At 69.6% G+C, this 26,491-nt stretch carries 25 protein-coding genes and 2 pseudogenes; 12 read left to right on the plus strand and 15 right to left on the minus strand.

Features of this window, described 5'->3' with window-relative positions; genetic code table 11:
- Window positions 1–116: pseudogene (locus ACTWQA_RS33565) on the plus strand (IS5/IS1182 family transposase); the annotation flags it as partial.
- A gap of 506 nt (window positions 117–622) precedes the next feature.
- On the opposite strand, the gene rsmA reads toward ACTWQA_RS33565, so the two are convergent.
- Window positions 623–1,462, minus strand: a complete 840-nt coding sequence (gene rsmA, locus ACTWQA_RS33570; RefSeq protein WP_443163130.1) for a 16S rRNA (adenine(1518)-N(6)/adenine(1519)-N(6))-dimethyltransferase RsmA — start codon at window positions 1,460–1,462, stop codon at window positions 623–625.
- 67 nt (window positions 1,463–1,529) lie between these two features.
- Between rsmA and ACTWQA_RS33575 the strand changes: the two genes are divergently transcribed.
- Window positions 1,530–3,512 carry a protein kinase domain-containing protein gene (locus tag ACTWQA_RS33575; RefSeq protein WP_443163007.1) on the plus strand — a complete coding sequence of 661 codons (1,983 nt, stop codon included), beginning with the start codon at window positions 1,530–1,532 and terminating at the stop codon, window positions 3,510–3,512.
- The gene (locus ACTWQA_RS33580) at window positions 3,509–4,792 is read left to right on the plus strand and encodes a hypothetical protein (RefSeq protein WP_443163008.1); all 1,284 of its coding nucleotides are present in this window, start codon (window positions 3,509–3,511) and stop codon (window positions 4,790–4,792) included. The genes ACTWQA_RS33575 and ACTWQA_RS33580 overlap by 4 nt, the downstream gene beginning before the upstream one ends.
- A 148-nt stretch (window positions 4,793–4,940) precedes the next feature.
- Here ACTWQA_RS33580 and ACTWQA_RS33585 read toward each other — a convergent pair whose 3' ends face one another.
- The 3 genes from ACTWQA_RS33585 to ACTWQA_RS33595 form a co-directional block, all read right to left on the minus strand.
- Window positions 4,941–5,795 carry a TatD family hydrolase gene (locus ACTWQA_RS33585; RefSeq protein WP_443163009.1) on the minus strand — a complete coding sequence of 285 codons (855 nt, stop codon included), beginning with the start codon at window positions 5,793–5,795 and terminating at the stop codon, window positions 4,941–4,943.
- Between the two features lie 5 nt (window positions 5,796–5,800).
- A complete protein-coding gene (gene metG / locus ACTWQA_RS33590; RefSeq protein ID WP_443163010.1) occupies window positions 5,801–7,582 on the minus strand; it encodes a methionine--tRNA ligase in 1,782 nt (593 codons plus the stop codon).
- A gap of 158 nt (window positions 7,583–7,740) precedes the next feature.
- The gene (locus ACTWQA_RS33595) at window positions 7,741–8,961 is read right to left on the minus strand and encodes a glycosyltransferase family 2 protein (protein ID WP_443163011.1); all 1,221 of its coding nucleotides are present in this window, start codon (window positions 8,959–8,961) and stop codon (window positions 7,741–7,743) included.
- Window positions 8,962–9,060: 99 nt separating this feature from the next.
- Here ACTWQA_RS33595 and ACTWQA_RS33600 point away from each other — a divergent pair, with 99 nt between their 5' ends.
- A complete protein-coding gene (locus ACTWQA_RS33600; protein ID WP_443163012.1) occupies window positions 9,061–10,608 on the plus strand; it encodes a hypothetical protein in 1,548 nt (515 codons plus the stop codon).
- Here ACTWQA_RS33600 and ACTWQA_RS33605 read toward each other — a convergent pair.
- Together ACTWQA_RS33605 and rsmI are read right to left on the minus strand one after the other, a co-directional pair.
- Window positions 10,544–12,076, minus strand: coding sequence for a dolichyl-phosphate-mannose--protein mannosyltransferase (locus ACTWQA_RS33605; protein WP_443163013.1), 1,533 nt, complete (start codon window positions 12,074–12,076; stop codon window positions 10,544–10,546). The genes ACTWQA_RS33600 and ACTWQA_RS33605 overlap by 65 nt on opposite strands.
- 65 nt (window positions 12,077–12,141) lie before the next feature.
- On the minus strand, window positions 12,142–12,981 hold the full coding sequence (gene rsmI / locus ACTWQA_RS33610) for a 16S rRNA (cytidine(1402)-2'-O)-methyltransferase (protein ID WP_443163014.1): 840 nt from the start codon (window positions 12,979–12,981) through the stop codon (window positions 12,142–12,144).
- A 77-nt stretch (window positions 12,982–13,058) separates the two neighbouring features.
- Here rsmI and ACTWQA_RS33615 point away from each other — a divergent pair, with 77 nt between their 5' ends.
- On the plus strand, window positions 13,059–14,693 hold the full coding sequence (locus ACTWQA_RS33615; protein WP_443163015.1) for a dolichyl-phosphate-mannose--protein mannosyltransferase: 1,635 nt from the start codon (window positions 13,059–13,061) through the stop codon (window positions 14,691–14,693).
- 113 nt (window positions 14,694–14,806) lie between these two features.
- On the plus strand, window positions 14,807–16,009 hold the full coding sequence (locus tag ACTWQA_RS33620) for a hypothetical protein (RefSeq protein ID WP_443163016.1): 1,203 nt from the start codon (window positions 14,807–14,809) through the stop codon (window positions 16,007–16,009).
- A gap of 44 nt (window positions 16,010–16,053) precedes the next feature.
- Here ACTWQA_RS33620 and ACTWQA_RS33625 read toward each other — a convergent pair whose 3' ends face one another.
- On the minus strand, window positions 16,054–16,806 hold the full coding sequence (locus ACTWQA_RS33625) for a TetR family transcriptional regulator (RefSeq protein ID WP_443163017.1): 753 nt from the start codon (window positions 16,804–16,806) through the stop codon (window positions 16,054–16,056).
- Between the two features lie 301 nt (window positions 16,807–17,107).
- On the opposite strand from ACTWQA_RS33625, the gene ACTWQA_RS33630 reads away from it, so the two are divergent.
- Window positions 17,108–18,031 (plus strand): alpha/beta fold hydrolase, encoded by a 924-nt coding sequence (locus tag ACTWQA_RS33630; protein ID WP_443163018.1) that lies wholly within the window; start codon window positions 17,108–17,110, stop codon window positions 18,029–18,031.
- On the opposite strand, the gene ACTWQA_RS33635 is transcribed toward ACTWQA_RS33630, so the two are convergent.
- Complete coding sequence (locus tag ACTWQA_RS33635) at window positions 18,032–18,427, minus strand: MerR family transcriptional regulator (RefSeq protein WP_443163019.1); 396 nt, start codon at window positions 18,425–18,427, stop codon at window positions 18,032–18,034.
- 45 nt (window positions 18,428–18,472) lie between these two features.
- Here ACTWQA_RS33635 and ACTWQA_RS33640 point away from each other — a divergent pair, with 45 nt between their 5' ends.
- Both ACTWQA_RS33640 and ACTWQA_RS33645 read left to right on the plus strand, forming a co-directional pair.
- Complete coding sequence (locus ACTWQA_RS33640; RefSeq protein ID WP_443163020.1) at window positions 18,473–19,264, plus strand: MBL fold metallo-hydrolase; 792 nt, start codon at window positions 18,473–18,475, stop codon at window positions 19,262–19,264.
- Between the two features lie 13 nt (window positions 19,265–19,277).
- A pseudogene (locus ACTWQA_RS33645) lies at window positions 19,278–19,778 on the plus strand (DUF5996 family protein); the annotation flags it as partial.
- A 267-nt stretch (window positions 19,779–20,045) separates the two neighbouring features.
- Here the strand turns inward: ACTWQA_RS33645 and ACTWQA_RS33650 are convergent.
- A complete protein-coding gene (locus tag ACTWQA_RS33650; RefSeq protein WP_443163131.1) occupies window positions 20,046–20,417 on the minus strand; it encodes a MerR family transcriptional regulator in 372 nt (123 codons plus the stop codon).
- A 104-nt stretch (window positions 20,418–20,521) separates the two neighbouring features.
- On the opposite strand from ACTWQA_RS33650, the gene ACTWQA_RS33655 reads away from it, so the two are divergent.
- Complete coding sequence (locus ACTWQA_RS33655; protein ID WP_443163021.1) at window positions 20,522–21,115, plus strand: class I SAM-dependent methyltransferase; 594 nt, start codon at window positions 20,522–20,524, stop codon at window positions 21,113–21,115.
- On the opposite strand, the gene ACTWQA_RS33660 is transcribed toward ACTWQA_RS33655, so the two are convergent.
- Window positions 21,107–22,315, minus strand: a complete 1,209-nt coding sequence (locus ACTWQA_RS33660) for an RNA polymerase sigma factor (protein ID WP_443163022.1) — start codon at window positions 22,313–22,315, stop codon at window positions 21,107–21,109. The two genes, ACTWQA_RS33655 and ACTWQA_RS33660, sit on opposite strands and share 9 nt — an antisense overlap.
- Before the next feature lie 35 nt (window positions 22,316–22,350).
- Complete coding sequence (locus tag ACTWQA_RS33665; RefSeq protein WP_443163023.1) at window positions 22,351–22,770, minus strand: YciI family protein; 420 nt, start codon at window positions 22,768–22,770, stop codon at window positions 22,351–22,353.
- A gap of 218 nt (window positions 22,771–22,988) precedes the next feature.
- Here ACTWQA_RS33665 and ACTWQA_RS33670 point away from each other — a divergent pair, with 218 nt between their 5' ends.
- Window positions 22,989–23,198 (plus strand): alpha/beta fold hydrolase, encoded by a 210-nt coding sequence (locus tag ACTWQA_RS33670; protein WP_443163024.1) that lies wholly within the window; start codon window positions 22,989–22,991, stop codon window positions 23,196–23,198.
- Here ACTWQA_RS33670 and ACTWQA_RS33675 read toward each other — a convergent pair.
- A complete protein-coding gene (locus ACTWQA_RS33675; RefSeq protein ID WP_443163025.1) occupies window positions 23,158–24,117 on the minus strand; it encodes a helix-turn-helix transcriptional regulator in 960 nt (319 codons plus the stop codon). The two genes, ACTWQA_RS33670 and ACTWQA_RS33675, sit on opposite strands and share 41 nt — an antisense overlap.
- An 84-nt stretch (window positions 24,118–24,201) precedes the next feature.
- Between ACTWQA_RS33675 and ACTWQA_RS33680 the strand changes: the two genes are divergently transcribed.
- Window positions 24,202–24,687 carry a VOC family protein gene (locus tag ACTWQA_RS33680; protein WP_443163026.1) on the plus strand — a complete coding sequence of 162 codons (486 nt, stop codon included), beginning with the start codon at window positions 24,202–24,204 and terminating at the stop codon, window positions 24,685–24,687.
- 3 nt (window positions 24,688–24,690) lie between these two features.
- Here the strand turns inward: ACTWQA_RS33680 and ACTWQA_RS33685 are convergent, their stop codons facing one another.
- Genes ACTWQA_RS33685 through ACTWQA_RS33695 form a run of 3 tightly spaced genes read right to left on the minus strand, consistent with a single transcriptional unit; the run spans window position 24,691 to window position 26,450 of the window.
- Window positions 24,691–25,338: a haloacid dehalogenase type II gene (locus tag ACTWQA_RS33685; protein ID WP_443163027.1), complete on the minus strand. Its 648-nt coding sequence runs from the start codon at window positions 25,336–25,338 to the stop codon at window positions 24,691–24,693.
- Window positions 25,335–25,925 carry a TetR/AcrR family transcriptional regulator gene (locus tag ACTWQA_RS33690; RefSeq protein ID WP_443163028.1) on the minus strand — a complete coding sequence of 197 codons (591 nt, stop codon included), beginning with the start codon at window positions 25,923–25,925 and terminating at the stop codon, window positions 25,335–25,337. The genes ACTWQA_RS33685 and ACTWQA_RS33690 overlap by 4 nt, the downstream gene beginning before the upstream one ends.
- A 57-nt stretch (window positions 25,926–25,982) precedes the next feature.
- On the minus strand, window positions 25,983–26,450 hold the full coding sequence (locus ACTWQA_RS33695; RefSeq protein WP_443163029.1) for a GNAT family N-acetyltransferase: 468 nt from the start codon (window positions 26,448–26,450) through the stop codon (window positions 25,983–25,985).
- Between the last annotated feature and the right edge of the window lie 41 nt (window positions 26,451–26,491).

Genomic DNA, 26,491 nt, shown 5'->3' on the forward strand with positions numbered 1-26,491 from the left:
GCGCGAATGCCGTCCTGAAGAACTGGCGCATCCTGCGCAAACTCCGCTGTTGCCCGCTACGTGCAGGTCAACTCGTCAAAGCAATCTTCGTCCTGCAAGCTCGCGAGGTGCGGTGAAAAACCTTCACTGCGTGCCGTTGGCCCGCTGGACTCGCCGTAGACCCGTTTAGAAGGACCCACGCCTCCGGCGGGGGCTTCACGGGATGGCCAAGATCGTCCCTCTCTGGGCACGTGAGGGGCTGCTGTGGGGCTGCCTTCCCACCTGACCATCGCCAACGACAAGCTGAGCATGCCATGGCATGCTTTCCTGACAGTGGGCGACGGCAGACGGGAAGGCGGAGAGGGTGGCCCCTGCCGGTGGAAAACCCCAGCATGCGGCCCGGACGACTTGGCCCGTGTGTGGCCCGGACGACTTGGCCCGTGTGTGGCCCGCGAACAGTCAGCGACACTGAAACTCAGTGAGACTCTGTGGGACATCCCGATTCCGCCTCTCCCGTGTTTTCGCAGGTCAGACAGTCGTCAACCCCCTGACCAGGGCCGCAACGCTCTCTTTCCGGAGTCCACAGACGAGCTATGTTCTTCTGTGGATGGGAGGGTGGGGGCTATGGGCGCTGTGGACAACCTCAGTGGCGGACCTCGGCGATGCGGGTGAAGGCAGTGATGTCGAGTTGTTCGCCGCGGGCCGACGGGTCCACGTCGGCCGCCCTGAGGACGTGCTCCGCCTCGGCCGGGCTGCCTGCCCACGACGCCAAAGCCGCGCGCAGGGTCTTGCGGCGCTGGGCGAACGCGGCGTCGATCACGGCGAAGACCTCCTCGCGGGAGGCGGTCGTGGTGGGTGGTTCGCGGCGGGTGAGGGAGACGAGGCCTGAGTCGACGTTGGGGACGGGCCAGAAGACGGTACGGCCGACCGGGCCGGCCCGGCGTACGTCCGCGTACCAGGCGGCCTTGACCGACGGCACCCCGTACACCTTCGAACCCGGTCCGGCGGCGAGGCGGTCGGCCACCTCGGACTGCACCATCACCAGGCCCTTGCGCAGGGACGGGAGCACCTGCAGGAGGTGGAGCACCACCGGGACGGCCACGTTGTACGGGAGGTTGGCGACCAGCGCCGTGGGAACGTGACCTGCCAGGTCGTCAGGCGTGATCTTCATGGCGTCGGCGTTGACGACCGTGAGCTTGTCGGACGGGCCGCGGTCGGCGACCGTGATGGGGAGTTGGGTGGCGAGGACCGGGTCGATCTCGACGGCCACCACGTGCGCGGCCGCCGGCAGCAGGGCCAGGGTGAGCGAACCGAGGCCAGGTCCCACCTCGATGACCACGTCGTCTGGCGACAAGTCGGCCACGCGGACGATGCGCCGGACCGTTCCGGCGTCGATCACGAAGTTCTGGCCGAGCTTTTTTGTGGGACGAAGATCTAGCTTATCCGCCAAAATACGTATTTCTGCAGGGCCCAACAGCCTCATCATCCAACCAGTCTCTCGTATCGAAGAACGTGCAATGGCATATGGGGAGACCAAAGGAGAGGATGGCGTGGAACAGGAAGGGACGTCCCTCATGGAGCCAACGGGCGCCGCGCCGCTCCGCCCGACGGACTTGCGGGAGATCGGGCCATATCGCCTGCTGGGCAGGCTCGGCGAAGGCGGGATGGGGACCGTCTTCCTCGCACGTGCGCCGACGGGGCGTTTTGTCGCGCTCAAGGTGGTGAAGGCGGAGTTCGCCAACCAGGAGGGGTTCGCGGCCCGGTTCCATGCGGAGGTCGACAACGCTCGCCGGGTGGCGTCGTTCTGCACGGCTCAGGTGCTGGACAACGGCAACACCGGTGACGGGCGGCCGTACATGGTGACCGAGTACATCGCGGGCACCCCGCTGTCCGATCAGATCGCAAAATATGGGGCTCTGGATCCGGGACCGCTCCATGGCGTCGCGCTGGGGGTGGCGGCGGCGTTGGCCGCGATCCACGTGGCGGGGCTGGTGCACAGGGATCTCAAGCCCGCCAACGTGATCCTGTCGCTGTCCGGGCCACGGGTGATCGACTTCGGGATCGCCAGGGCGCTCGACAGGGAGACCGGGTTCACGCTCTCCGGCGAGTTGCTGGGCAGCCCGGGGTGGTGGGCGCCCGAGCAGGTACGTGGTGAGATGGTCAGCCCGGCGGCCGACATCTTCGCCTGGGGCTGCCTGGTGGCGTACGCGGGCAACGGTCGGCATCCGTTCGGCCGTGGCGACCCCATCACGATGGCCCACCGCGTGCTGAACGCCCCACCGGAGCTGGGTGCGCTGCCCGCGCCGCTGAATGAGCTGGCGCGGCAGGCCACCTCGATGGATCCCACGTCGCGTCCGACGGCGCAGGACCTGCTGATCGCGCTGGTGGGAGGCAATACGCCGCCGCCGTCGGTCAATCCGCCGACCCTGGTCGCGACCGAGATGCTCACTGACTGGCAGCCGCCGCAGAACGTGGTGGACAAACCCGACATCACGGCGACGTTCACAACTCCGCCGCCGAGCGACACCATGGGCCGGGCGCCCAGCGGGCCCAGCGCCTCCTCTGGGGCGCCTGGCGGCTCCGGCGCGTCGGCGCCGGGCGGACCCGGTGCGGCGGCGCCTGGCGCGGCACGGCCGAATCCGGCGTCGTTCGAAGAGCTGGCGCGCAGGGAGGAGCAGGCGGCCAAGGAGGAGCTGGCCCGCTGGCCCGCTGCGGCCCAGGGTGGAGCGCCTGGTCAGGAGCAGGCTCGGCCCGGCGGGCTGTTCCGGCGAGGCGATCGGCAGAAGGAGCGGCAAGCGCCTCAAGCGGCCCCTGGAGCGCCGGACACCGGAGCACAACAGCAAATGCGGGAAGCGGCTCCTGGAGCGCCGGACGCCCAGGCGCAGCAGCGAATGCGGCAAGCGCCTTCTGCGGCGCCCGAGGCGCAACCGCGGCAAACGGCCGCCGACACTCAGCCGGGCGATCGGGCGACCCCGGAGCTGCTCCCGAGCGAGCCCGATACCTTAGGCGGCACCAGGACCCCGGGCACCCGGTGGCTCATCGCCGCCGCGGCGGCCGTGCTGGCCATCGTCGTCACGGTGGCCGTCCTGATCGTCACGTCCGGCCGGAACACGGTGCCCGCCAACCCCGGCAACCAGTCCCAAGCCGCTCCCACGGCCGGCCCGAACGACGTGGGCCGCAGGTTCCCGCTGGGCGCCAACTTCGACGACCCCGTCGCCATCGTGGCGGCCGCCCCGGAGTGCGGGCTGAAGGAGTACGAGGGCAAGACCGCGACCCAGGGTCAGCTCTGCGTGATCCGCTGGACGATGCTCAACCCGGGCGGTGAGCGCAAAGTGCTGATCCAGCCCGTGGTCACCATGGTCGACGACCGCGGCGGCGAGCACGACCCCGCCCCCGTCACGCTGCCCCCGGCCATCCTGCCGGGCGCCCGCGTGGACAGCGCCTTCGTGTTCGACCTGGCCAATTACCGCAAGCCGGTGAAGTTGACGGCGACCATGCTCGAGAACGGCAAGCAGATCGAGGTGGCGCTGTGAGGATCCGAGAGGCGCTCATCGCGCTGCTGTCCGCGGCCGCCATGACGGTGGCGCCGGCCACCGCCGCTTCGGCCGCGGGGGCGCCGACCGCAACCGCCACGGCCGCGGTGGCGCCGGCCGCAACCGCCATGGCCGCGGTGGCTCCGGCCGGAACCTCTGCGGCCTGCGCGGGAGCAGCCGACTTCGACGGTGACGGCGTGGACGACGTGGTGGTGGGCGACCCGTTCGCGGACGATCAGAAGGGCGCCCTGCACGTGCTGTCCGGCGACAAGGTCGTCCCCGTCTCGGTGCCGGGCCTGGTCAGGGGTGACGCCTTCGGCTGGGTGGCGCGCCTGGCGAAGGTCGACGGCGACGCCTGCGCCGACGTGGTGGTCGGCGTCCCATACGCCGATGTGGACGGCGTCGAGGACGCCGGGGCCGCGTACGTGGTCTACGGCGGCGGCGCCAAGCCTCCGCAGCGCCTGACGGCCACGCAGCCGCAGCGCTTCGCCCACTTCGGCTGGTCGCTGGCGGCCCGGGGCGACCAGGTGTCCATCGGGGCGCCGTACGAGGACGAAGGAAAGCTCCTCGACGTGGGCGCGATCTACGTGCGCAAGGGCACGGGCGAGCTCCGCAGGATCAGCCAGGAGAGCGTCGACGTGCGCGGCAACAGCGAGGTGGGCGACCAGTTCGGCTGGTCGATGGCGTTCGGGCCGGGGAACGCGCTGCTCGTCGGCGTCCCGTACGAGAACGACGACGGCGCGGGCCGCCAGATCGAGGCAGGAAAGATCGACTCGGGCTCGGCCGTCTTCATCGACGACGTGTTCGCGGCCCAGATCACGAGCCTGAAGCTGGACTCGCCGACCAAGGCCTCCGGCGACAGGTACGGCTACGCGGTGGCGTACTCGGAGGGATCCGGTTACGCGATCAGCTCCCCCGGACCCGGCTCGGTGCAGCTGCTCGACCCCGCCAGAAAGCCCATCAGGACAGTGACGCAAGGCGGCAGGCAGGCGTTCGGGTTCTCGCTGGCCGCCTCGGCGGACGGCCGGCTGGCCATCGGCGCCCCCTACGGCGGCGGCGTGCGCGTCGTGTCGTGGAAGAGCGCCTCCGAGGACAGGAAGCTGCCGACCGGCGACGGGCTGTTCGGCTGGTCGGTGGCCTTCAGCGGCAACAAGCTGTTCGTGGGGCAGCCGGACGCGCAGCCGTACGGGAAGGTTGCGGTGGCCGGGCGGAACGCCGAGAGCCTGCAGCCGCTTCAGCCGCCCAAGGGGGCCGACTTCGGGGTGTCGGTGTCGGGGTAGGCCTCATCGAACAGGTGGGCGCCGCCGGTCGGCCACGGCCGCCGTAGTACGGCCCGTCGGCGTTGTACGCGTGCGGGTCGCCGGCCGACCGGCAGGCGGCCGGCGCCGGCCAGTTCAGACGCAGGATGTCAGGACGTCCGGCCCATGGTCACCACTCGCCGAAGACCGTGACTCCATTGCCGCTGATCGCCTCGCACAACCGGTCAGGATGGATCCCTTTGACCTCGGCGAGGCAGCGGAGGGTGAGCGGGATGAGGTAGGGGGCGTTGGGCTTGCCGCGGTGCGGGACCGGCGGCAGGTAGGGGGCGTCGGTCTCGACCAGCATGAGCTCGAGGGGCGCCACGGCGGCGGCCTCGCGGAGGGAGGCGGCGTTCTTGTAGGTGACCGGCCCGGAGAACGACATGAAATATCCAGCTTCAACGCACTTTTTCGCCATTTCGGCGTCGCCCGAGAAGCTGTGAAACACCACCTTGTCCGGCGCCCCCTCCGCGGCCAGCACCTTCAGCACGTCGTCGTGCGCGTCCCGGTCATGGATGACCAGGGCCTTGCCGGTGCGCTTGGCGATCTCGATGTGCGCGCGGAAACTGGCGTGCTGGCCGTCCTTGCTCGCCCAGTCGCGGTAGTAGTCGAGCCCGGTCTCCCCCACCGCCCGCACCTCCGGCCGCCCCGCCAGTGCCTCGATCTCGGCCAGCACCTCAGCAGTCGCCTCGTGCGCCTCGTTCGGATGGATCGCGACCCCGGCGTACACGCCTTCCTGCGCCGCCGCCGTCTCCGCGTTCCACCGGGAGGACTTCAGGTCGTAGCCGATCGTCACGAGCCTGGTCACGCCGACCGCCCTGGCGTCCTCCAGAATGCTCCGTACGGTGGCCGCGGACGCCTGAGCCGCCTGCGCCACCGGGTCGCCGGAGGACGCCTGCCGGTTGCCCACCATGATGTCGAGGTGGCAGTGGCTGTCGAACACGGGCGCGGAAAGCGGCTCCGGCGCGGTGGGAATCTTGCTCACGGGGGTCACTCGGCCAGCCGGGCCAGCTCCTCGTCCACGACCTTCGGGTCGAGCTTCTTGAACAGCGGCACCGGCGGCGCGAGCTGCGTGCCGGGCTTGATCGGCCGGTGCTCCCAGCGGGCCGCGCCGTCGTAGTCACCGGTGATCACCGGATATGGCTTGCCGCCGTCCTCGTCGACCTCGTGGATCTCCGGCATGCCCGACCAGACGCCCTCGCCACCGAGCATGGCGAAAACCTTGTTGGAGGAGCTGGGCAGGAACGGCGTGAGCATCGTCTTGGCGTCGTCGACCACCTGGAGCGCGACGTGCAGGATCGACTTCTGCCGCTGCGCGTCTTCCTTGAGCTTCCACGGCTCCTGCTCGGCCAGGTATTTGTTGGCCTCGCGGACCACGTCGAACGCCTCGGTGATCGCGTTCTTGAACCTGGACCTGTTGAGCTCCGCGCCCACCGGGCCGAACGCGTTGCGCGAGCGCTCCAGCAGCGCCCGGTCGGCGTCGGTCAGGTCGCCCGCCTCGGGGACGGCGCCGAAGTTCTTTGCCGCCATCGAGATCGACCGGTTGACCAGGTTGCCCCAGGCCGCGACGAGCTCGCCGTTGTTGCGGTTGACGAACTCCTGCCAGGTGAAGTCGGTGTCTTGGTTTTCCGGCCCGGCCACCGAAATGTAGTAGCGCAGCGCGTCGGCGTCGTAGCGCGCGAGGAAGTCGCGGACGTAGATGACGACCTGGCGGGAGGAGGAGAACTTCTTGCCCTCCATCGTCAGGAACTCGCTGGAGACCACCTCGGACGGCAGATTGAGAGCGCCGAGCGAGCCCGGCGAGCCGTCACGGGCGCCCTGCCCGCTGTAGCCGAACAACATCGCCGGCCAGATCTCGGCGTGGAAGACGATGTTGTCCTTGCCCATGAAGTAGTAGCCGCGGGCGTCGGGGTTTTGCCACCACTGGCGCCAGGCGTCCGGGTCGCCGGAGCGCCTGGCCCACTCGATGGAGGCCGACAGGTAGCCGATGACCGCGTCGAACCACACGTAGAGCCGCTTGTTGGGCTGGTCACGCCAGCCGTCGAGCGGGATCGGCACGCCCCAGTCGAGGTCGCGGCTGATCGCCCGTGGCTGCAGGTCGCCGAGCAGGTTGAGGGCGAACTTCAGCACGTTGGGCCGCCACTCTCCCTGCTTGGACTGCAGGTAGGAGCCGAGCACCTCGGCGAAGGCGGGCAGGTCGAGCATGAAGTGCTCGGTCTCGACGAAGACCGGGGTCTCGCCGTTGATGCGGCTCTTGGGGTTGATCAGCTGGATCGGGTCCAGCTGGTTGCCGCAGTTGTCGCACTGGTCGCCGCGCGCGCCGTCGTAGCCGCAGATGGGGCAGGTGCCCTCGATGTAGCGGTCGGGCAGCGTGCGGCCGGTCGAGGGCGAGATCGCGCCCATCGTGGTCTTCGGGAAGATGTAGCCGTTGTCGTAGAGACCCTTGAAGATCTGCTGCGTGACGGCGTAGTGGTTGTTCGTGGTGGTCCTGGTGAACAGGTCGTAGGACAGCCCCAGGCCGGTGAGGTCCTCGGCGATGACGCGGTTGTAGCGGTCGGCCAGCTCCCTGGCGCTGACGCCTTCCTTGTCGGCCTGCACCTGGATGGGCGTGCCGTGCTCGTCGGTGCCGGAGACCATCAGCACCTTGTTGCCCGCCATCCGCTGGTAGCGGCTGAAAACGTCAGACGGCACGCCGAAACCTGACACGTGCCCGATGTGACGAGGGCCGTTCGCATACGGCCAAGCTACGGCGGTCAAAATGTGCTGCGACATGGTCTTAGCCTAAGGGACTCTAACTTCACGATTGTTTACGCGGTGCCGTGGCGCCGGTGGGCCTAATGACGCGCGCCGACGCCCCGCCCACCGAGCGCCGCGTCGGAGGGAGGGCGGGCGGGCCCGGCGCCACGCCCACGGCACCGCGTAAAAGAAAATTATGCTTTTGACTTTTCCCGGGAGATCGCCTCCGCGGCCTCCTCAGCGGCGGCCGCGGCGCGGTCGATAGGGGTTTCGCGGGACCGCCGGATCCCGAGGATGCTGACGAAGAGCGCGGCGAAGATCGTCTGGAAGCTCATGATCAGCGCCGTCGCCGACGGCACCACCAGACGCAGCGACAAACGCGGGTCCAGCTCGCCGAAGCTGCGCACCTGCCAGTGCACCAGCGACATCACCAGTCCGACCAGGCCTGCCAGCGCCAGCAGCCCGCCGACCACGAGACCCTTTTCCAAGGTAACGATGTCGATGATTTTGCGGATCCGTGGCGACTCCGGCAGGAACCCTTCCTCGGCCGCATAGACCTTCGTGAACAGCGCGAACAACGCCGCCTGGAAGCCGATCACCACCAGCGCCGACGTCCCGACCAGGGTGTCGACGTCGAAGGCGAGCTCGCCGATCTCCACCGGGCCGAAGGTCAGCGCGGTCCCCGCCACCAGGCCGATGATCATCATCAGCACGCCGGGGTAGAAGAACAGCCACTTCGGGCTGTAGAGCAGCAGGAAACGCAGGTGGCGCCAGCCGTCGCGCCAGGAGCGCAGGTGCGGCGGGCGGGAGCGGCCGTCGGGCGAGAGGGTCGTGGGCACCTCGCGCACGTCGAGCCCGGACAACGTGGAGCGGACCACCATCTCGGAGGCGAACTCCATGCCGCCGGTCTGCAACTGCAGCTTCAGAATCGAGTCGCGCCGGAAGCCGCGCAGGCCGCAGTGGAAGTCGCCGATCGCCGACGGGAAGAACAGCCGGCCGATGAACGACAACACCGGGTTACCCAGGTAGCGGTGTAGCGGGGGCATGGCCCCGGGCGCGATGCCGCCCTTGAACCGGTTGCCCATGACCAGGTCGGCGCCGTCCCGCAGCTGCTCGACGAACGGCAGCAGCGAAGTGAAATCGTAGGAGTCGTCGGCGTCGCCCATGATGACGAATTTGCCGCGCGCCGCCCTGATGCCGCCCATGAGGGCGTTGCCGTAGCCCTTCTCCTCGACGTGGACCACGCGGGCGCCGGCGTCGCGGGCGAGCTGTTGAGAGCCGTCCGTGCTGCCGTTGTCGGCGATCAGGACCTCGCCCTCGATGCCGTGCTCCTCCATGGACGCCAGAGCCTTGCGCACACAGACTTCCACGGTCTCCGCCTCATTGAGGCAGGGCATGACCACCGTCAGTTCCACGTGTCTACCCTTCAGTTAAGGCTGTTCCAGTGCACCATCATGCCCTGTGCCCGAACCCGCTCGGGTCAAGACCCAAAAACGACTGGCATTCTTTACATCATGGTGAGCGTCGCGGAGATTACCCCTGTGGACCACTCCGCTCCTGGCCGGGCAGCCCGTTGGCTGTCCTTCCTGCGCCGGCATCGGGTGTTCGCCGTGGCCTTCGGCGTGGGCGCCGTGCTGCGGCTCATCACCATGCTCGGATACGGCCCGGCCATGTGGTTCAACGACTCTTACGAGTACGTCTCGGTGGCGCTGCATCCGCGGCCGCACCCGATCAGGCCGGACGGCTACAGCTTCTGGCTGATGATGTTGAAGCCGTTCCACAGCTTCGCGCTGGTGACGTTCACGCAGCACCTGATGGGCCTGGCCACGGCCTGCCTGATCTACGCGCTGCTGCGGATCAAGTTCCGGCTGCCCAAGTGGGGCGCCACGCTGGCGGCGGCTCCGGTGCTGTTCGACGCCTACCAGATCCAGCTGGAGCAGCTGGTGATGTCGGACACCCTGTTCATGCTGCTCGTCGTCGGCGTGATCACGCTGGTGCTGTGGAAGCGGCGGCTGACGTGGAAGGCGGGCGCGGTCGTCGGGTTCCTGCTGGCGCTCACCTGGCTGACGCGCTCGATCGGCCTGCCCGTCCTCGCCCTGGTGGTGCTCTACCTGCTGGTCAAGCGCACGGGCTGGCGGCCGGTCACCGCGCTGATCACAGCCTGCGCGATCCCGGTGATGGCCTACATGGGCTGGTTCGCCACGGCGTACGGCAAGTTCGCGATGACCAACAGCGACGGCCTCATCCTCTACATGCGCACGGCGATCTTCGCCGACTGCGGCAAGATGAACATCGACAAGTACAAAGAGGTCCAGCTGCTGCTGTTGTGCATCAACGAGCCGGTCAACCAGCGCAAGGAATACGCGCAGTGGTACCTCTGGGGCCAGGGCAGCCACAACGGCGAGGCCACCGGCGAGGTGCTGCACCGGTGGGGCGTCAACAAGAAGTGGAGCGAGATCACCAACGACGCGGCGAGCGAGTTCTCCACCCGGGCGATCCTGTCTCAGCCCGGCGACTACCTGATGGTGGTCGCGCGTGACTTCTTCCGCTCGTTCCACTGGTCCCGGCCGCGCTTCCCGGACGAGAACACCTACAACATGTACGAGTTCAAGCCGTACGTGGCGCTCGACGAGAACGGCTGGCCCAAGCGGCTGCCGAAGTGGTCCTCCTACGGGGGCGGGTTCACCGACACCGACGCTTTCAGCTACGAGCAGGGCCCTCCGGAGACTCGGATCGTGCACCCGTGGGCCGACATCATGAGCGGCTACCAGAAGGTGTTCTACCTGCGCGGCATCATGCTCGGCGGCATCCTGCTGATCGGCCTGTACGGCGTCGTCGTGCGCTGGCGGAAGTTCGGCGGCCCTGTGGTGCTGCCGTGGCTGGGCGCAGTCGGGCTGCTGCTGGCCCCGGCGGCGACGGCCGAGTTCGACTACCGCTACGTGCTTCCGGCCGTCCCCCTGGCCTGCATCGCGGCGGCGATCACGCTGCGCAAGGGGGTCACTTGGGGGCGGCGGTCACCCAAGAGCGCATCAGCATCCGAGCCCACCACTCTGCCTGTGTGATGGTCTCGGCGGTCAACACCGGGTAGAGCCACCAGAAGTTGATCAGCACGATGAGCGCGAACGCGCCGACCACCGCGGCCCCGGCCGCCCGCCGGGCTGGGGGCGCGCTCTCCTTGCCCAGGATCAGCCCCGCCACCAGCACGATCGCCAGCACCATGAACGGCACCACGGGGATCATGTAGAAGAGGTACATCGTGCGGTTGTCGGCGATGGCGTAGTAGAACCACGGCAGCCAGCCGGCCCCGAACGCCAGCAGCACGGCCCCGGCCCGCCAGTCGCGCGAGGACACGTACCAGGCGATGAGGCCGAGCAGGGCGAGCAGCGCGCCGTACCACAGGGCCGGGGTGCCGACGCCGAGCACGGCCTCGGAGCACTTGTCCGCGCCGCAGGCCGACGGCGGCAGGTTCGACGGGTAGTGGAACGAGACAGGCCGCAAGAGCAGCGGCCACGACCACGGCTCCGACATGTAGGCGTGGTAGTCGTCCAGGCCGCTGTGGAAGCCGAGCACCTGGCTCTGGTAGTCCAACCATGACCGCATCGAGTCGATGACGAAGAAGATCGGATTTCGCGCCGAGGTGGCCAGTTCCCAGTTGCGGCCCCAGCCGTCGGCGGTGGCGAACCAGCCCGTCCAGCTCGCCAGGAACACCGCCGCCGGCAGGAGAGCCATCGCGGCCAGCCCGCCGGGCGCGTCGTACGTCAGCGCCCCCCGGTGCGGCCGCCGCAGTCCCAGTGCCCGCCTGGCCCCCATGTCCCACATGAGGCTGAGCGCCGCGAAGGCGATGAGGAAGAAGATCCCCGACCATTTGACCGCGCAGGCCGCGCCCAGGCATGCCCCGGCGGCCAGCCGCCACGGCCGAGCCCCGAGGCGCGGGCCGAGCTCGGTGATGGGCGCGCTCTCGTACCAGTCCACCAGCCGCCGCCGCGCCCAGTCCCGGTCGGCCACCAGGCACGCGAACCCGGCCAGCACCCAGAACATCAGGAAGATATCCAGCAGCGCCGTCCGCGACAACACGAAGTGCAGGCCGTCCAGCGCCAGCAGCAGCCCGGCCAGGCAGCCCAGCAGCGTCGAGCGGGTCATCCTGCGCGCCACCCTGGCCAGGACGAGGATGGACAGCGTGCCCACGAGGGCCGCGGCGAAGCGCCAGCCGAACGGGTTCATGCCGAACAACCACTCGCCGACGCCGATCATCCACTTGCCCAGCGGCGGGTGCGCCACGAACGAGGCACAGTCGGCCGGCTCGGGGCACTGCTTGAAGATGTCCAGGTTGCCGGTGATCAGGCGCCGGTCGGCGATGGGATCCTTGGCGTCACCCAGGGTGGCCCGCTCGACGCCGTACCTGAACAGCGAGTACGCGTCCTTGATGTAGTAGGTCTCGTCGAAGACCACGGCCTTGGGCTCGCCGAGCCTGACGAAGCGCAGGATCCCGCCGAACAACGCGACCACGAGCGGCCCCACCCAGCCCAGCAACGCGGACCCCTGAAAGGGCGGGACAAACCGCTGTGGCGAAACCCCCCTGTTCCTCACGATGCGCACTATAGGCGTTTGTGAACCAGGTCATACAGCTCTCGCTTGGGGATCCCGGCCTCCTTGGCCACGTCGGCGATGGCCAGCTTGCGGTGCGCGCCCTCGGCCACTCTGCGGTCCACCTCCGCGACCAGCGCGTCCGGGTCCGGCTCGCCCGCCACGGGCACGTGTCCGGCCACCACGACCGTGATCTCGCCCTTGACGCCCCCGGCCGCCCACTCGGCCAGCTCGCCGAGCCCGCCCCGGCGGACCTCCTCGTACGTCTTGGTCAGCTCGCGGCACACGGCGGCCTCGCGGTCCGCCCCGAACGCCTCGGCCATGGCCGCGAGCGAGTCCGCCAGCCGGTGCGGGGCCTCGAAGAAGACCATCGTCCGCTCCTCGCCGGCCAGCGCGGCCAGGCGGCGGGCCCGGTCGCCGGACTTGCGCGGCGGGAACCCCTCGAAGCAGAACCGGTCGCTGGCCAGCCCTGACACGGCCAGGGCGGTGGTGACGGCGCTCGGCCCCGGCAGCGCGGTGACCGTGATGCCCGCCTCGACCGCGAGGCGGGTCAGCCGGTAGCCGGGGTCCGAGACGCCCGGCATGCCCGCGTCCGTGATGATCACAACCGTGCGGCCCTGCTCGAGCACCTCCAGGAGCTCCTGGGCCCGGGCGGCCTCGTTCTGGTCGTAATAGGACACCACCCGGCCCTCGATCTCGACGCCCAGCTCGGCCGCGAGCCTGCGCAGCCGCCTGGTGTCCTCGGCGGCCACGACGTCGGCGCTCCCGAGCACCTCGCGCAACCGCGGCGAGACGTCACCCGCCTGGCCTATGGGGGCCCCTGCCAGCACCAACCTGCCGTCTCCTGCCACCTGCCCATTGTGGCAGGGCATCCCCATTAGACCGTGTTTCGACTTACCTATCGTCTTGAGCCCCGTACGATGTCCGAATGGCGGTGACCGATTCCCCGTACCAGGCCTACGAGACATCGGAGGCCGGCGAGAGCCTGCCACCGACTCGCTCCGTGCGCGATCGGGTCATACCTCCGATGCGCGGCAGCGTGCTGTGGGGGTGGATCGGGCCGCTGCTGGTCACCGCCTTCGGCGGGATCCTGCGTTTCATGAACCTCGGCCATCCGAAGGCCGTGGTGTTCGACGAGACCTACTACATGAAAGACGCGTTCTCGCTGATCACGTGGGGTGTGGAGCGGGTCTCGATCAAGGACGCGGACAAGGCGATCCTGGCCGGCAACACCAACATCTGGCAGTCGTGCACCCAGGAGACGCTCGACAAGTGCGCGTCCTACGTGGTGCACCCGCCGCTCGGCAAGTGGATGATCGGCGTCGGCGAGTGGTTGTTCGGGCTCAACCCGATCGGCTGGCGGATCAGCGCGGCGGTGATCGGCACGCTGTCCATCCTCGTCCTGGCCAGGGTGGCGCGCAGGATGACCCGCTCGACGCTGCTGGGCTGCTTCGCCGGGCTGCTGCTGGCGCTGGACGGCCTGCACTTCGTGTTGTCGCGGACGGCGCTGCTGGACATCTTCCTGATGTTCTGGGTGCTGGCCGCGTTCGCGTGCCTCGTGGTGGACCGGGACCAGGCGCGGGAGCGGCTGGTCACCTGGTATGAGAACTCGCCTGTCTCGCCGCAGGGGCCGTGGCTGGGGGCCAGGCCGTGGCGCCTGGCCGCCGGTGTGTGCCTGGCCTTCGCGATGTCGGTCAAGTGGTCGGGGCTGGCGTTCGCGGTGGCGTTCACGATCATGTCGCTGCTGTGGGACTTCGGGGCGCGGCGGGCCGTGGGGTTGCGGCGTCCGTACGCGGGCGCGTTCAACAAGGATGTGCCCCAGGGGGTCCTGGCGTTCGGGATCGTGCCGTTCGTGGCGTACATGGCCACCTGGACCGGCTGGTTCGCGACGGACACCGGCTATGGGCGCAACTGGGAGCGGGCCACCACGGCGGACAATCCGTTGTTCTTCCTCTTCGACTCGATGCGGTCGTGGATCCAATACCAGTGGCAGGTCTTCTCCTTCCACAGCGACCTGGAGACCACGCATCCGTACATGTCCGAGCCGTGGCAGTGGCCGCTGCTGCTGCGCCCGGTCGCCTTCTACTACGAGGGCAAGCAGAACGCCTGCGGCGTCAAGGACTGCTCGGAGGCGGTGCTGGGCGTCGGCACGCCGGTGATCTGGTTCGGCGCGGTGGCGGCGCTGGTGGCGTTGATCGCCTGGTATGTCTCCTCGCGGGACTGGCGGGCCGGGGCCGTGTTGCTGGCCTACGCCATGGGCTGGCTGCCGTGGTTCTACTTCGCCCTCGCCGACAACCGCACGATGTTCCTGTTCTACGCCATCCCGATGGTGCCGTTCATGGTGCTGGCCATCACGTTGTGCGCCGGGCTGCTGATAGGACCGTCCACGCGGACGGCCGAAGGTGTCGTGACGGCGCGGCGTACGTGGGGGGCGGCCATCGTGGGCGCCTACGCCCTGCTAGCCTTGATCAACTTCTGGTGGCTGCACCCGATCCTGACCGCTGAGCTGATCCCGTACACCGAGTGGAAGGCCCGCATGTTGTTCGAAAAACGATGGATCTGATCCGGTTACCGCCTGTCGTATAGTGCTTTCTTAGGGTAGTCACTGTGCAAGACCCAATACGGACCGGATTCGGTCATCGTCAGGCCAGGGGTCGATACGGCAAACTTCCAGGCATGAGTGCACCGGATGTCACCGCCCTTCTCGCCGAGTTGGAGCGCTCTCACCCGGAGCTGGCCGAGGACGCCAGGACCGCCGTCGGCTGGCTGACGGGTGGGGAGCCGCTGGAGACGGTGACCCAGCTCGATGTCTGCGAGTTCCTCTGGTACACGTTGCCGCTGAAGGTGGGCGGCGACCACGAGCGACTGGCACGCTCGCTCGGGCGGCTGCTCCAGCTGGGTGGGATGGAGCGTTACGCGGCCTTGTGCGTGTCCCCGACGACCCTGCAGATCCTGCGCACCTACGCCCGCGAGGGCGAGGACGCCGGCACGAGCGCCTACCAGCAGGCGCTGGAGGCCACGGGCGTGCTGCCGCCCGACGTGCCGGAGCTCCAGTGGAGCATGATCATGGGGCCGGAGGAGCTGGGCGCGCACGTCGCCTGCGCCGCGGCCCTGGAGCTGGCCATCGTCTCCGGCGAGACGGTGGACCGGTCCGCGCTGACCCGCCGCTGGCTCACCGAGCCGCGCACCGAGCTGGGCGGGGACAGCTGGCTCAACCGGGTGCACGGCGAGCGCCTCAACCGCTGGGTGCTGGGCCGCGGCCCGGCCAGGCGGGAGCTGGCTCAGCCGTTCGAGGTGCGCCTGCATGCGCCCGTGAGCCCGCAGCCCCTGCCCGCCCTGCACGGGCTGCTGTCCCTGGCGGCCAGGGAGGGCACGTTGCCGCTGCGGCTGGCGCCGTCCCCGGAGGCGCTCAGGCTGCGCGAGCTGGCCGAGCGAGAGCTGGGCGCCATCAGCCGGGACGGCACGAGGCTGGTCATCACCGACTATGGCCAGCGGCTGCTCACCTCGCCTGAGGCCATGTGGTCGGCGGTCACCAAGCTGCTGCTGGCCAAGGGCGAGCACGAGTTCGAGGTGTCGGCCAGGGAGGCCGCGCTCATGCTGCTCGCCGACGGCACGCTGATGTCGCCGGCCAAGCTGCACGAGCGGGTTGCGGAGGTGGTCGGCGGCGAGGGCTGGCATCCGGCCAGGGGGCTGCGGGACGTCGCCGCGCCGGTGGCGGACCTGGTCTCCCAGCTGACCGCGCTGGGGCTGGCGTTCAGCGACGAGCTGGTGGTGCGGATGGACCGGCCGGGGCAACTCGCCGCCCTGGCGGCCCTGCGCGCCCATGCCCTGCGCCCGCGCAAGTACGTCAGCTCGGGGCGGCGCACGAGCTCTGGCTGATCATCCTTCTGGAACTGGCTGTTTCGAAATCAACATCTCATAACTCAGGTTCTGAGACTGCGGTAGATCGTCGCTCTGGAGACCCCGAAGGCGGCGGCGATCTCCTCGACGGCCTGCCCGGAGTCGTACATGCGGCGCGCCTGGGCGGTCTGCTCCTCGCTCAGCGCGGCAGGGCGCCCGCCACCCCGTCCGCGCGGGCGCCCACGTGCGGGCAGGCCTGCCACCCGTCCGTCCGCATCCTGTGCAGGAGGGTTGCCGAGCAGTGCCCTGGCGCCGTCGAGGATGAGGTGTCTGAGCCGGTCGGCGGGCACGTCGTGGAAGAGCACGACGGGATCGGCCAGGCCCGCGACCACCTGCGAGGCGCGCACGCGCTGCCCGAGGTCGCCGCCCGGCCCGGAGACGAGGTCGTTGGCCAGCGCGATCGCGGCCCGGAACCGCCCCTCCAGTGGCGCCTCGACCAGCAGCGACATGTCCCTGACCAGCATGCTCAACGTCTCGCGGTGACGCAGGTGCACATCGACGTAGCCCTCGATCGCCCGCCACCGCACGGTTTCGGGGTCGCCGTGCGACTCGGCCTCGCCGAGCACCTCCTCGAGTTCGTCGAGCAGGGGCAGGGTGAGGCGGTGCAGGATCTCGTCCTTGGCGGCGAAGTGGTAGTAGAGAGCGGCCTTGGTGATGCCCACCCGTTCGGCGATGGCCTGCATGGACGTCGCGCGGTAGCCACGGGCGGCGAACAGCGCGCGGGCGGCTGCGAGGATCCGCCGCGGGGTGGTCTCGGCGGCGTCTGGGGCGCTCATGGAACTCCTGTGGGCCTGGTTCGCCGCGGAGATCGTACTTACCACAGGTCAAATCTGCGGCGATGATGCTTACCGCTTGGTAAGTCTACGGGTGTTAGGCATGATCAGCATGTCCGGGCACAGGCGGGCGGACGACAGCCACCCGCGGAATGTAATCCGGATCACTGACCACCCCTGTCACGCTGGCCCGCGTTGTCCCGTCCTGACCTCGTGAACATCCTCCCGACCAAGGCAAGGGATCACCATGGTTCGACGTGACAACGCAGCCCTATCGGTGCGCAGGCGACGCTGGCCTCGCTGGTTGGCGGCTGCGATGGCGCTGCTGGTGGCCGGGATGCTGTTCGGCGCGTACGGCTGGCAGCCGGCGGAGGACGGCCGAGCCTTCCGCTCGCCGTACCTGGCCCAGGTCGGCTCGCGCTACGCCGACACCCCGATCGCCCGCTTCCACTACGTCCAGGCCGGATCCGGCACGCCGGTGATCCTGCTCTCCCCCGGCGGCACCTCGGTCATCGGCTGGAAGGATCAACTCGACGCGCTGGCCCGCGACCACACCGTGTACGTGGTCGACCTGCCCGGACAGGGCTACACCCAGCTGAAGGACCCCGGCTTCGCCTTCGACCTGGACGCCATGGTCTCCGCCGTCGGCGCGTTCATGGACGGCCTCGGCGTACGGCAGGCCGCCCTGGCGGGCAACTCCTGGAGCGGCGGCTGGGCCCTGGCCTTCGCCCAGCGCCACCCCGACCGCGTCACCAAGCTCGCCCTGCTGGACGCCACCGGCCTGGACCTGCCCGGCACCCTGATGTGGGAATCCCTGAAGATCCCCGTCATCGGCGAGCTCGCCGTCAAGCTGTCCACCGGCAAAGCCACCGTCCGCAGCCTGGCCGAGGGCATGATGGTCAACAAGCAGCGCCTCACCGAGCAACTGCTGGACGAGTGGTGGGCGCCGATGACCTTCCACGACAACATCCGCGCCACCTACCTGCTGGAACGCCGCCTGGACTGGGGACAGACCGAACGCGCGCTGCCCGCCACCAAGACCCCGACCCTGGTGTTGTGGGGCAGCCAGGACACCATCCAGCCCGTCGAACGCGCCCACCGCTTCGCCCAACTGCTCCCCAGCGAGCAGCTCGTGATCCTGGACGGCTGCGGCCACGCCCCGCAACTGGACTGCCCGGACCCGGTCAACCGCCACCTCCAGGCCTTCTTCGCCGACCGCTCTAGGTGATCAACCTTCTGGAACCCTTCGGATCGCCCGCTTGAATTCGGGGCATTCGACCAGCGGGTCGTGCTCGCAGACCACCGCGTGGCGCAGGCTGTCACGCAGCCGGGTCAGCTGCGCGACCCGCGCGTCCACCTCACGCTCCTTGGCCGCCATGTGCTCGCGCAGCCGTGTGTCCGACGGGCCGGCCCGCAGGAACGCGGCGATCTCGGAGAGCGTGAAGCCTGCGTCGCGGGCGCATATGATCAGCGCCAGGCGCTCCAGCGTCTCCGGCCGGTACGCGCGCCGCAGCCCATTGCGTCCGTCGGCTTCAATGAGGCCCTTGCGCTCGTAGAACCGCAACGCGGAGGCGGCCAGCCCGCTGCGCCTGGCCACCTCGCCGATGTCGAGCAACGTGTCCATCTGGCTCCTTGACTTGAACCGCGCTTCAAGTCGCAGTCTAGCCACATGCGAATTCACCATTTGAATCTCGGCTCCATGCGCGAGATCCACGCGCTCGACGGCGGCCCGGCCGCGCGGGCCGTATGCCACGCCCTGCTCATCGAGACCCCGGCCTCCGGGCTGGTGTTGGTGGAGGCCGGGCTCGGCACCGACGACGTGACCCGGCCGGGCGAACTGCTTGAACACGAATGGACGGAGCTCGTCGAGCCGGTCCTGTCGCCTGCCGAGACCGCCGTGCGGCAGGTCGCCGAGCTCGGCCACGACCCCGCCGACGTGCGCCACATCGTGCTCACCCACCTGGACGTGGACCACAGCGGCGGCCTGCCGGACTTCCCCGGCGCCCAGGTGCACGTCATGGAGGCGGAGCTGAAGGCCGCGCTCACGCAGGCGCCGAGCCGTCGCTACCGGCCCGGCCACTGGGCGCACGGGCCGCGCTGGGTCACCTATCCCGGTACGGGCACCCACTGGCTAGGCGTGGAGGGAGTCAGGCCGCTCACGGGCCTGCCGGAGGAGATCCTGCTCATCCCGCTCGACGGGCACACGGAGGGGCACGCCGGGGTCGCGGTCCACGACGGTGACCGGTGGCTGCTGCACGCCGGCGACGCGTACTTCCACCACGGCGAAATCTCCAAAGATCCGCAGTCCCATCCGCTGATGGACATCGTGCAGCTCGACTCGCAGGTCGACGCCGAGCGCCGGGTGTCCAGCCAGGAACGCCTGCGCGCGCTCGCCCACGACCACGGGGTCGCCGTCTTCTGCGCGCACGACCCCTGGGAGCTGTCCGATTACCACGGGTAGTTGCCATGCCATCATGGAGCTCTTCCCCGCCATGCCGCTCGCGGAGTGGGCCGAGGTCAAGGACACCTTTCACCGGTTCGCGCAGATCGTTGGCAAGATCCGGCTGGCGTCGAGCAATCGACGTAACCACTGGTGGCAGGTGCCGTTCCATCCGACCGGGCGCGGGCTGACGACGCGGCCGATGGGCGGGCTGGGCGAGCAGCCGCTGTTCAGCATCGACTTCGACCTCGTACGGCACCGCATGGTGGTGGACGTGCTCGACGGCCGCAGCGCGGAGTTCAGCCTGGTCGGACGGTCGGTAGCTGCTCGACCGATTCGCCGCGGACTTCGCCGGCAAGACTAGTCCCGTGCACCACTTCTGGCGCAGGTCGACATCGCAGTGACGCGGTTCACCGGGCGTGCGGTGCGGGTGTCGCCGGAACCCGAGGGCTTGGAACGGGAGCCGCTGCGCCCAGAGCAGGCCGAGTGGATCGCCTCATGCGGCAGCCACCTGGCGGTCCTGCGCTACGACAACGTGCGCGCCATGGGGGCGTGACGGACCCGCACCACGCCAAGGCGTGAACACACGAGAGCGCCCGCCCTCCGGAGAGGGCGGGCGCTCAACGAGTGCGTACCGGTGTGCAGGTCGCCTCTCGGCGAAAGGCACAACGCGGCTCCAGCCGAACGGTAGTCCGCGAAGGCAATAGGTGAGGCCCGGGGACACTGGACACACCGGCCACGATCTATGTAACCACACCCCGCGGCGGAACATTCCCCGCCCCGCCGCACAATTTTCCGGGGCTCACTCCGTCACGTGGTCTGCCGCGAGCTGGTCGAGCGTGTAGCCCTCGATCAGCTGGTCCACCATGCCGATCCAGGTTTGGCACTCCCGGGCAGGGTGCTCGGCCGGGCACTCGATGGAGTGCCGCAACACCCACTGCGCCGCCTTGGCCCGGTGGATGAGCTCCTCCAGCACGTCGATCTGCTCGGCCGCGGCCGTCCGCCACTCCTCCCCCGGCGCGTGCAGCACGGCCCCGGCGGTGTCCAGCGAGATGCCGAGCTGCTGCATCGTCCGCAGAAAGGCCAGAAACCGCAACTCTTGCCTGCCGTACATACGGCGGCCCCCGGTGCGGTTGACGGGGGTGACCAGGCCACGTTCCTCGTAGTAACGCAGCGCGGAGAGGCATTCATGCCGACGAGGCGGGCAGCCTCCCCAATGGGAATGAGGTCCATGCCACCATTTGACCTCAAGCCGACTTGAACCGCTTTGGTGGAGGTATGGCTACCAGATCCTGGGTCACGGGCGGACCCATCAACTCGCCCTTCGCCTCGCCCTCCGGTCTGCTCGGCCGGCTGGCGGGGTGGTTCATGCTCTATACCAACCGGCAGGAGGAGGTCGTGTCCCTGCTGGACGTGCGGCCGGGTGAGCACGTTCTGGAGGTGGGATACGGCCCCGGGGCGCTCATCAGGCTGCTCGCCCGCACGGGCGCCGGGCGGGTCTGCGGCGTCGACCCCTCGCCCGAGATGCGTGAACAGGCGGCTCGCCGGGCGGGCGGCGCCGACCTGCGGCTGGGCACCGCGTCCGACACCGGCTTCCCGGACGAGAGCTTCGACCGCGTGGTCACGGTCAACACCGTGGCGCTCTGGCCGGACCTGATGGACGGCCTGCGGGAGCTGCGCCGCGTCACCCGTCCCGGCGGCCGGGTGGTCGTCGCCTGGCACGGCGGCCGGGACCCGTCCAGAATCGCCCGCAGTCTGCGCCTGCCCGAGGACAAGCTGGCACGGATCCAGGAAGGGCTGTCGGAGCTGTTCGACGAGGTGAAGCGGCATGAGCTGAAGAGCCTGACGGCGTTCGCGGCGCGGTCATCCTGAGTCCTTCAGCCGGGCTGCCCTGGCGTGAAGGTAGCGCTGCTGCGGCAGACTCATGGCGCGCCCGGCCGCCTCTTCGTACGCCTCCCGCGCCGCCGCGTGGTCCCCGCTCATCTCCAGCAGATGCGCCCGGACCGCGTACATGCGATGGTCGCCGGCGATGCGCTCGTCGGAGGCGAGCCGTTCGAGCCGGGCGAGCCCGGCGGCCGGCCCCTGGGACATGGCCACGGCGACGGCGTGATTGAGCGCCACCATGGGGTTGCCGGACAGCCGCATCAGCAGCTCGTAGAGAGCCGTGATCTGCGGCCAGTCGGTCTCCTCCGCGCTCGGCGCCTCGTCGTGCACGGCCGCGATGGCCGCCTGCAGCTGGTACGGTCCCGGCGGCCCCTGGGTCAGTGCCCCGGTCACGAGCGCGACGCCTTCCTCGATCTGGGCGGCGTTCCACAGGCGGCGATCCTGCTCGGCCATCGGGATCAGCGCGCCATCAGGGCCGGTGCGGGCGGGACGGCGGGCGTCGGTGAGCAACATGAGCGCGAGCAGCCCGGCCACCTCGGCGTCCTCGGGCAGCAGCCGGTGGACGATGCGGGCCAGCCGGATCGCCTCGGCGGCCAGTTCGGCGCGTTGGAGGTCGGGACCGAACGTGCTGGCGTACCCCTCGTTGAAGATCAGATAGAGCACGTGCAGCACCGCGGCGAGCCGTTCGGCGCGCTCGGCCGCGCCGGGCAGGCGGAAGCGCACGCCGCTGTCCTTGACGCGCTGCTTGGCCCGCGTGATGCGGCGCGTCATCGTCCCCTCGGGCACCAGGAACGCCCGGGCGATCTCCGCGGTCGTGAGACCGCCGACCGCGCGGAGCGTGAGCGCGATCTGGGAGGACGGCGTCAGCGACGGGTGGCAGCACATGAACAGCAGCACGAGCGTGTCATCGGTCGCATCGACCGGCTGGTCGGCGGCGGGGGCGAGCCAGTCGCCGGGCAACGTCCGCGCCGCCACGGCGTCCTCGCGCCGCCGGCGCGCCTGCTCGCTGCGGAGCAGGTCGGTCAGCCGGCGCGAGGCCACCGTGATCAGCCAGGCGCGTGGGTCGTCCGGCCTGCCCTCCTCCGGCCACTGGGCTGCGGCGGCGAGCAGCGCCTCCTGCACGGCGTCCTCGGCGGTGGGGAAGTGCCCGTAACGCCTGACGAGCGCGCCGAGGACCTGCGGCGCCAACTCGCGCAGCAGGTCCTCGGTCCGCGTGTCGTCGATCAGAACCCCATATCGTCGGCCGACTCCATGATGGGCCGGATGTCGGCGTAGGCGTTGTCGTAGACGTCGCCCGGGTAGGGGCACTGCCCCAGGCGGGCGGCGATCTCGGTGGCCCGGTCGATGCTCTCGCACTCCACGATCCAGTAGCCGGCCAGCACCTCCTGCGTCTCGGCGTACGGCCCGTCGGTGACGAACGGCTGACCGTCCCGGGCGCCGACCCTGCGCGTGTGGACCGGCGCGGCCAGGCCGCGGGTCTCGACCAGTTCGCCCGACTCCTCCAGCTCCTTGTTGACGGTCGTCATGAACTCGCCCATGGCCGTCAGGTCCTCCTCGGTCCAGGCGGGCAAGCCGTCGGCGTCCTTGCCCGACATGGAGTCGTAGTCCCGCTGCGAAGCGTAGGAAAGGATCATGTACTTCATGGCTGGTGTCCTCTCTTCGGTGCCTTTCACAGGGGACGTCGGAGCCGGGACGGCAGACCGGACCTCTCGCCGGGAACTTTTTTCGTCCCTGGCAGGATCGTAGGCGTGTCATACGCAACCACGGTGGACGGCCGCCGACGTGCTGGACGAGCTGGGGGTGCGGCAGGCGCACCCGCCGCCGCCACCTGGCCGCCAGCGCGGGGCACGACAGCTGGGACGTGCTGCCGTCCATCACCGCTCCCACGCTGGTGGTGCATGGGACCGACGACGTGTTCAACCCGGCGGCCAACGCTCCGCTGCTGGCCGGGCGCATCCCCGGGGCGGGGCTGCGGTGGATCGAGGGGGCGCGGCACGCGTACTTCGAGGAGTTCCGCGCGGTCGCGAGCCCTATGACGCTGGAGTTCCTGGCCGACCGGCCGCTCGGCTGAGCCGCGCGGACAGCGCGCGCAGGTGCGGGACGAGCTCGGGCGGCTCGTGCACCTCGAACTCGCAACCCAGCGCGAGCAGCCGGAACGCCAGCCAGTCCAGGGTGTCGCCGGGCATGCGCAGCCGGCAGGTCCGCTCGCCGACCGTGGTGACCTCGCCCATGCCTCTGATCACCTCCGTGACGGGCGTGTGCAGGGTGACGACGGCCTCGTAGGTGGGGGCCGTCGAGTAGAGCTTGTCCCGCACGTACGCGGCGGCGTCCTCGGCAGGCGGCTCGCGCGGCACGATCCTGGCGCCGGTCGCGCGCAGGTCCGCGATGCGGTCGATGCGGTAGATCCGCCAGTCGTCGCGCTCGTGGTCGTGCCCGAGCAGATACCAGCGTCGCCCGGCCACGACCAGCCGGTGCGGATCGACCAGTCGTGAACGGGTGACGCCGTCGTTGGCCCGGTATTCGAACCGCACCCGCTCCCGGTTGGCCACGGCCGTCGCCAGCGCGGTCAGCTGCTGGGGATCGACCTCGGGTGTCTCGACGGCAGGCAGCGGGACGGTGGCGCCGCCCAGGGATCTCACCCGATAGCGCAGCCGGGACGGCAACACCTGTTCCAGCTTGGCCAGTGCCCGTACCGACGCCTCCTCGATGCCCTGCACCGGATGCCTGGCCGCGGTGGCCAGGCCGACGGCGATGGCCACCGCCTCCTCGTCGTCCAGCAGCAGCGGCGGCATGGCCTTGCCCGCGACCAGCCGGTAGCCGCCGTCGGCGCCCATGGTGGCCTCGACCGGGTAGCCGAGGTCGCGCAGGCGCTCGATGTCACGCCGGATCGTGCGCCGGCTGACGCCGAGCCGCTCGGCCAGCTCGCCGCCGGACCATTCGCGCGGGGTCTGGAGCAGCGACAGGAGGCTGAGGAGGCGGGATTCGCTCATGGAACCAGAATGCCGCCGCATGTAGGACAGGTTCTGGCCTACTTCGGAATTAGCGTGGCGGCATCGCACTTTCCAGGAGGAATCATGACTGTCAAGCCGATCCCCGAGGGCTACACGACCGTGACGCCATGGCTCATCTCGCACGACACGGCCGGGCTCATCGACTGGATCAAGAGCGCCTTCGACGCCGTGGAGCTGGGCCGCGTCGCCGACGAGCAGGGCCGCATCGGCCACGCGGAGGTGCGGATCGGGAACGCGATCGTGATGTTGTTCGACGCGAAGCCGGACTGGCCGCCGACGCTGGGTTTCCTGCGTCTGTACGTCCCTGACGCCCATGCCACCCACCGCCGGGCCGTCGAGGCGGGCGGCACGTCCGTCACGGAGGTCACGCACCTCGCCTTCGGCGACCTCGTGGGTCGGGTCCGGGACCCGTTCGGGAACCTGTGGTGGATCCAGACCCACATCGAGGAGGTCTCACCGGAGGAGTGGGAGCGCCGCATGAGCGACCCGGAGTTCACGAAGGCGATGGAGTACGTCCAGGGTGCGGACTTCTTCCCCGGCAGGCCATGACGGTCAGCTCCAGAGGTCGGCCAGCGCCCGCAGGTGGGGGGCGGACACGTCCGGGGCGTCCATCACGCTCGGGTACGCCGTGCCGCGCCGGTCCAGGTACGCTCCGACCAACCCGGCACGCTGGGCGCCGTCGATGTCCCACGGATGCACGGCGACCAGTGCCGCCTGCTCGGGGCGTACGCCCGCGCGGCCGACGGCGTAGTCATAGGCCGCGCGGGCGGGCTTCCACACCCTCGGGCCGCTCACGTCCAGCCTGGCCTCCACCAGGTCCAGCAGCCCGTCGCGGCGCAGGATGCCCTCGGTCATGGCCGCGGCGCCGTTGGTCATCGTGAACAGCCGGATGCCTGCCTCGCGCAAGCTCCGCATCCCCTCCGGCACGTCGGGGTGCACCCGCAACTCGGCGAACCCGCTCAGCACATGGCCGATGGCCTTGTCCTCCAGGCCTATGCCCCTGAGCACGTCGCGGGCGACCTCGGCGAACTCGGCGTATCCACCGGCCACGGCCAGCGCGAAACCGTCGCGCAGCACGCTCGCGAACCACGTGTCCATCAGGTGGCCGGGCAGTCCGACGTCCTCGAACTTGGCGCGCAGCGGCTCCATGTCGGTGAGCGTCTCGTTCACGTCGAAGATCACGGCTTGCGGTCTGGTCATCTCTGCTCCTTGGGGTCTCTCAGCGAGTCGAGTGCGGCGCACACGCCCCGCCGCAGGGCGGCCGCGTCCGCACCGGCCCGCGAGCGCAGGTTGACCCCGTAGGCCAGCAGTGCGAGCATCTCGGCGGCGGCGTCCAGGTCCAGCCCCGGGCGCAGGCTCGCGCTCTCCAGCGCCGCGCGCATCGCCGTGCGCAGCCGGTGCTGGTGCTGGTCCAGCACCTCGCGCACCTCCGGATCGCCGCCTTCCGCGCCCGCGTGGGCGTTGGAGATCATGCATCCCCAGCGGGCGTGCTCGCCGGAGCACCGGTCCTGGATCAGCCGGTCGAAGAAGCCCTCGACGGACTCCAGGCCGCGCCCGTCGCCGGCCAGGGCCTGGAAGACGGGCTGCGAGCGCCACTCGACGTAGCGGCGTAGCGCCTGTACGTAGAGCTGCTGCTTGCCGCCGAAGGTCGCGTAGAGGCTGGAGCGGCTGAGCCCGGTGGCCGCCACGACCTCCGCGATCCCCGTGGAGGCTGCGCCGCGCTGCCAGAACAGGCGCTCCACCTGCTCCAGCACGGCATCGGGATCGAAGTGCTTCACGTCCGGCATCGGCATTTCCTATCTTGGAACGACCATTCCAAGGTAGCGTATGATCATGCTGTGAAGTCAGACGGGCACTTCGAAGATGAGCTCGAGGCCGTCGACCTCGTCCCACTGCTCTCCGACCTCAACGAAGCCGAATCCGGAAATCGTGGCCAGGGACGCGGTGTTCCCGGGGCTGATCGTCACGCGTGCAGTTCTGACTGCGGATTCGGCTGCGGCCCGGCGCATCAACTCGGTCAATATCGTCCTGGCGTACCCCTGACGGCGGTGGCCGGGCGCCACTGAATAACCGATCTCCACCATGCCCGTCTCGTCCGGCGGCCCGTGGAACCCGGCATACCCCACCACGACGCCCTCAGGCTCGGCCACTACGGCTCGGGTGAGCCACCCCGCGCTACCCGGGTCCGAGGCCAGCTGATTGATCCGATACCGCCAGACCCACTTCGCCTGATCGGTAAGGAAGTACTCCGTGAGCTCGACGCCTGCCTCGACACTGGCCCGGGCGAGGTCGTCGTCCAGCAAGGCGGTCATGGCCATGCTCGTCAGATCAACAAATCTCACTGACTTCAATC

This window comes from Nonomuraea sp. 10N515B, from assembly GCF_052245915.1.
Taxonomy (GTDB): domain Bacteria; phylum Actinomycetota; class Actinomycetes; order Streptosporangiales; family Streptosporangiaceae; genus Nonomuraea.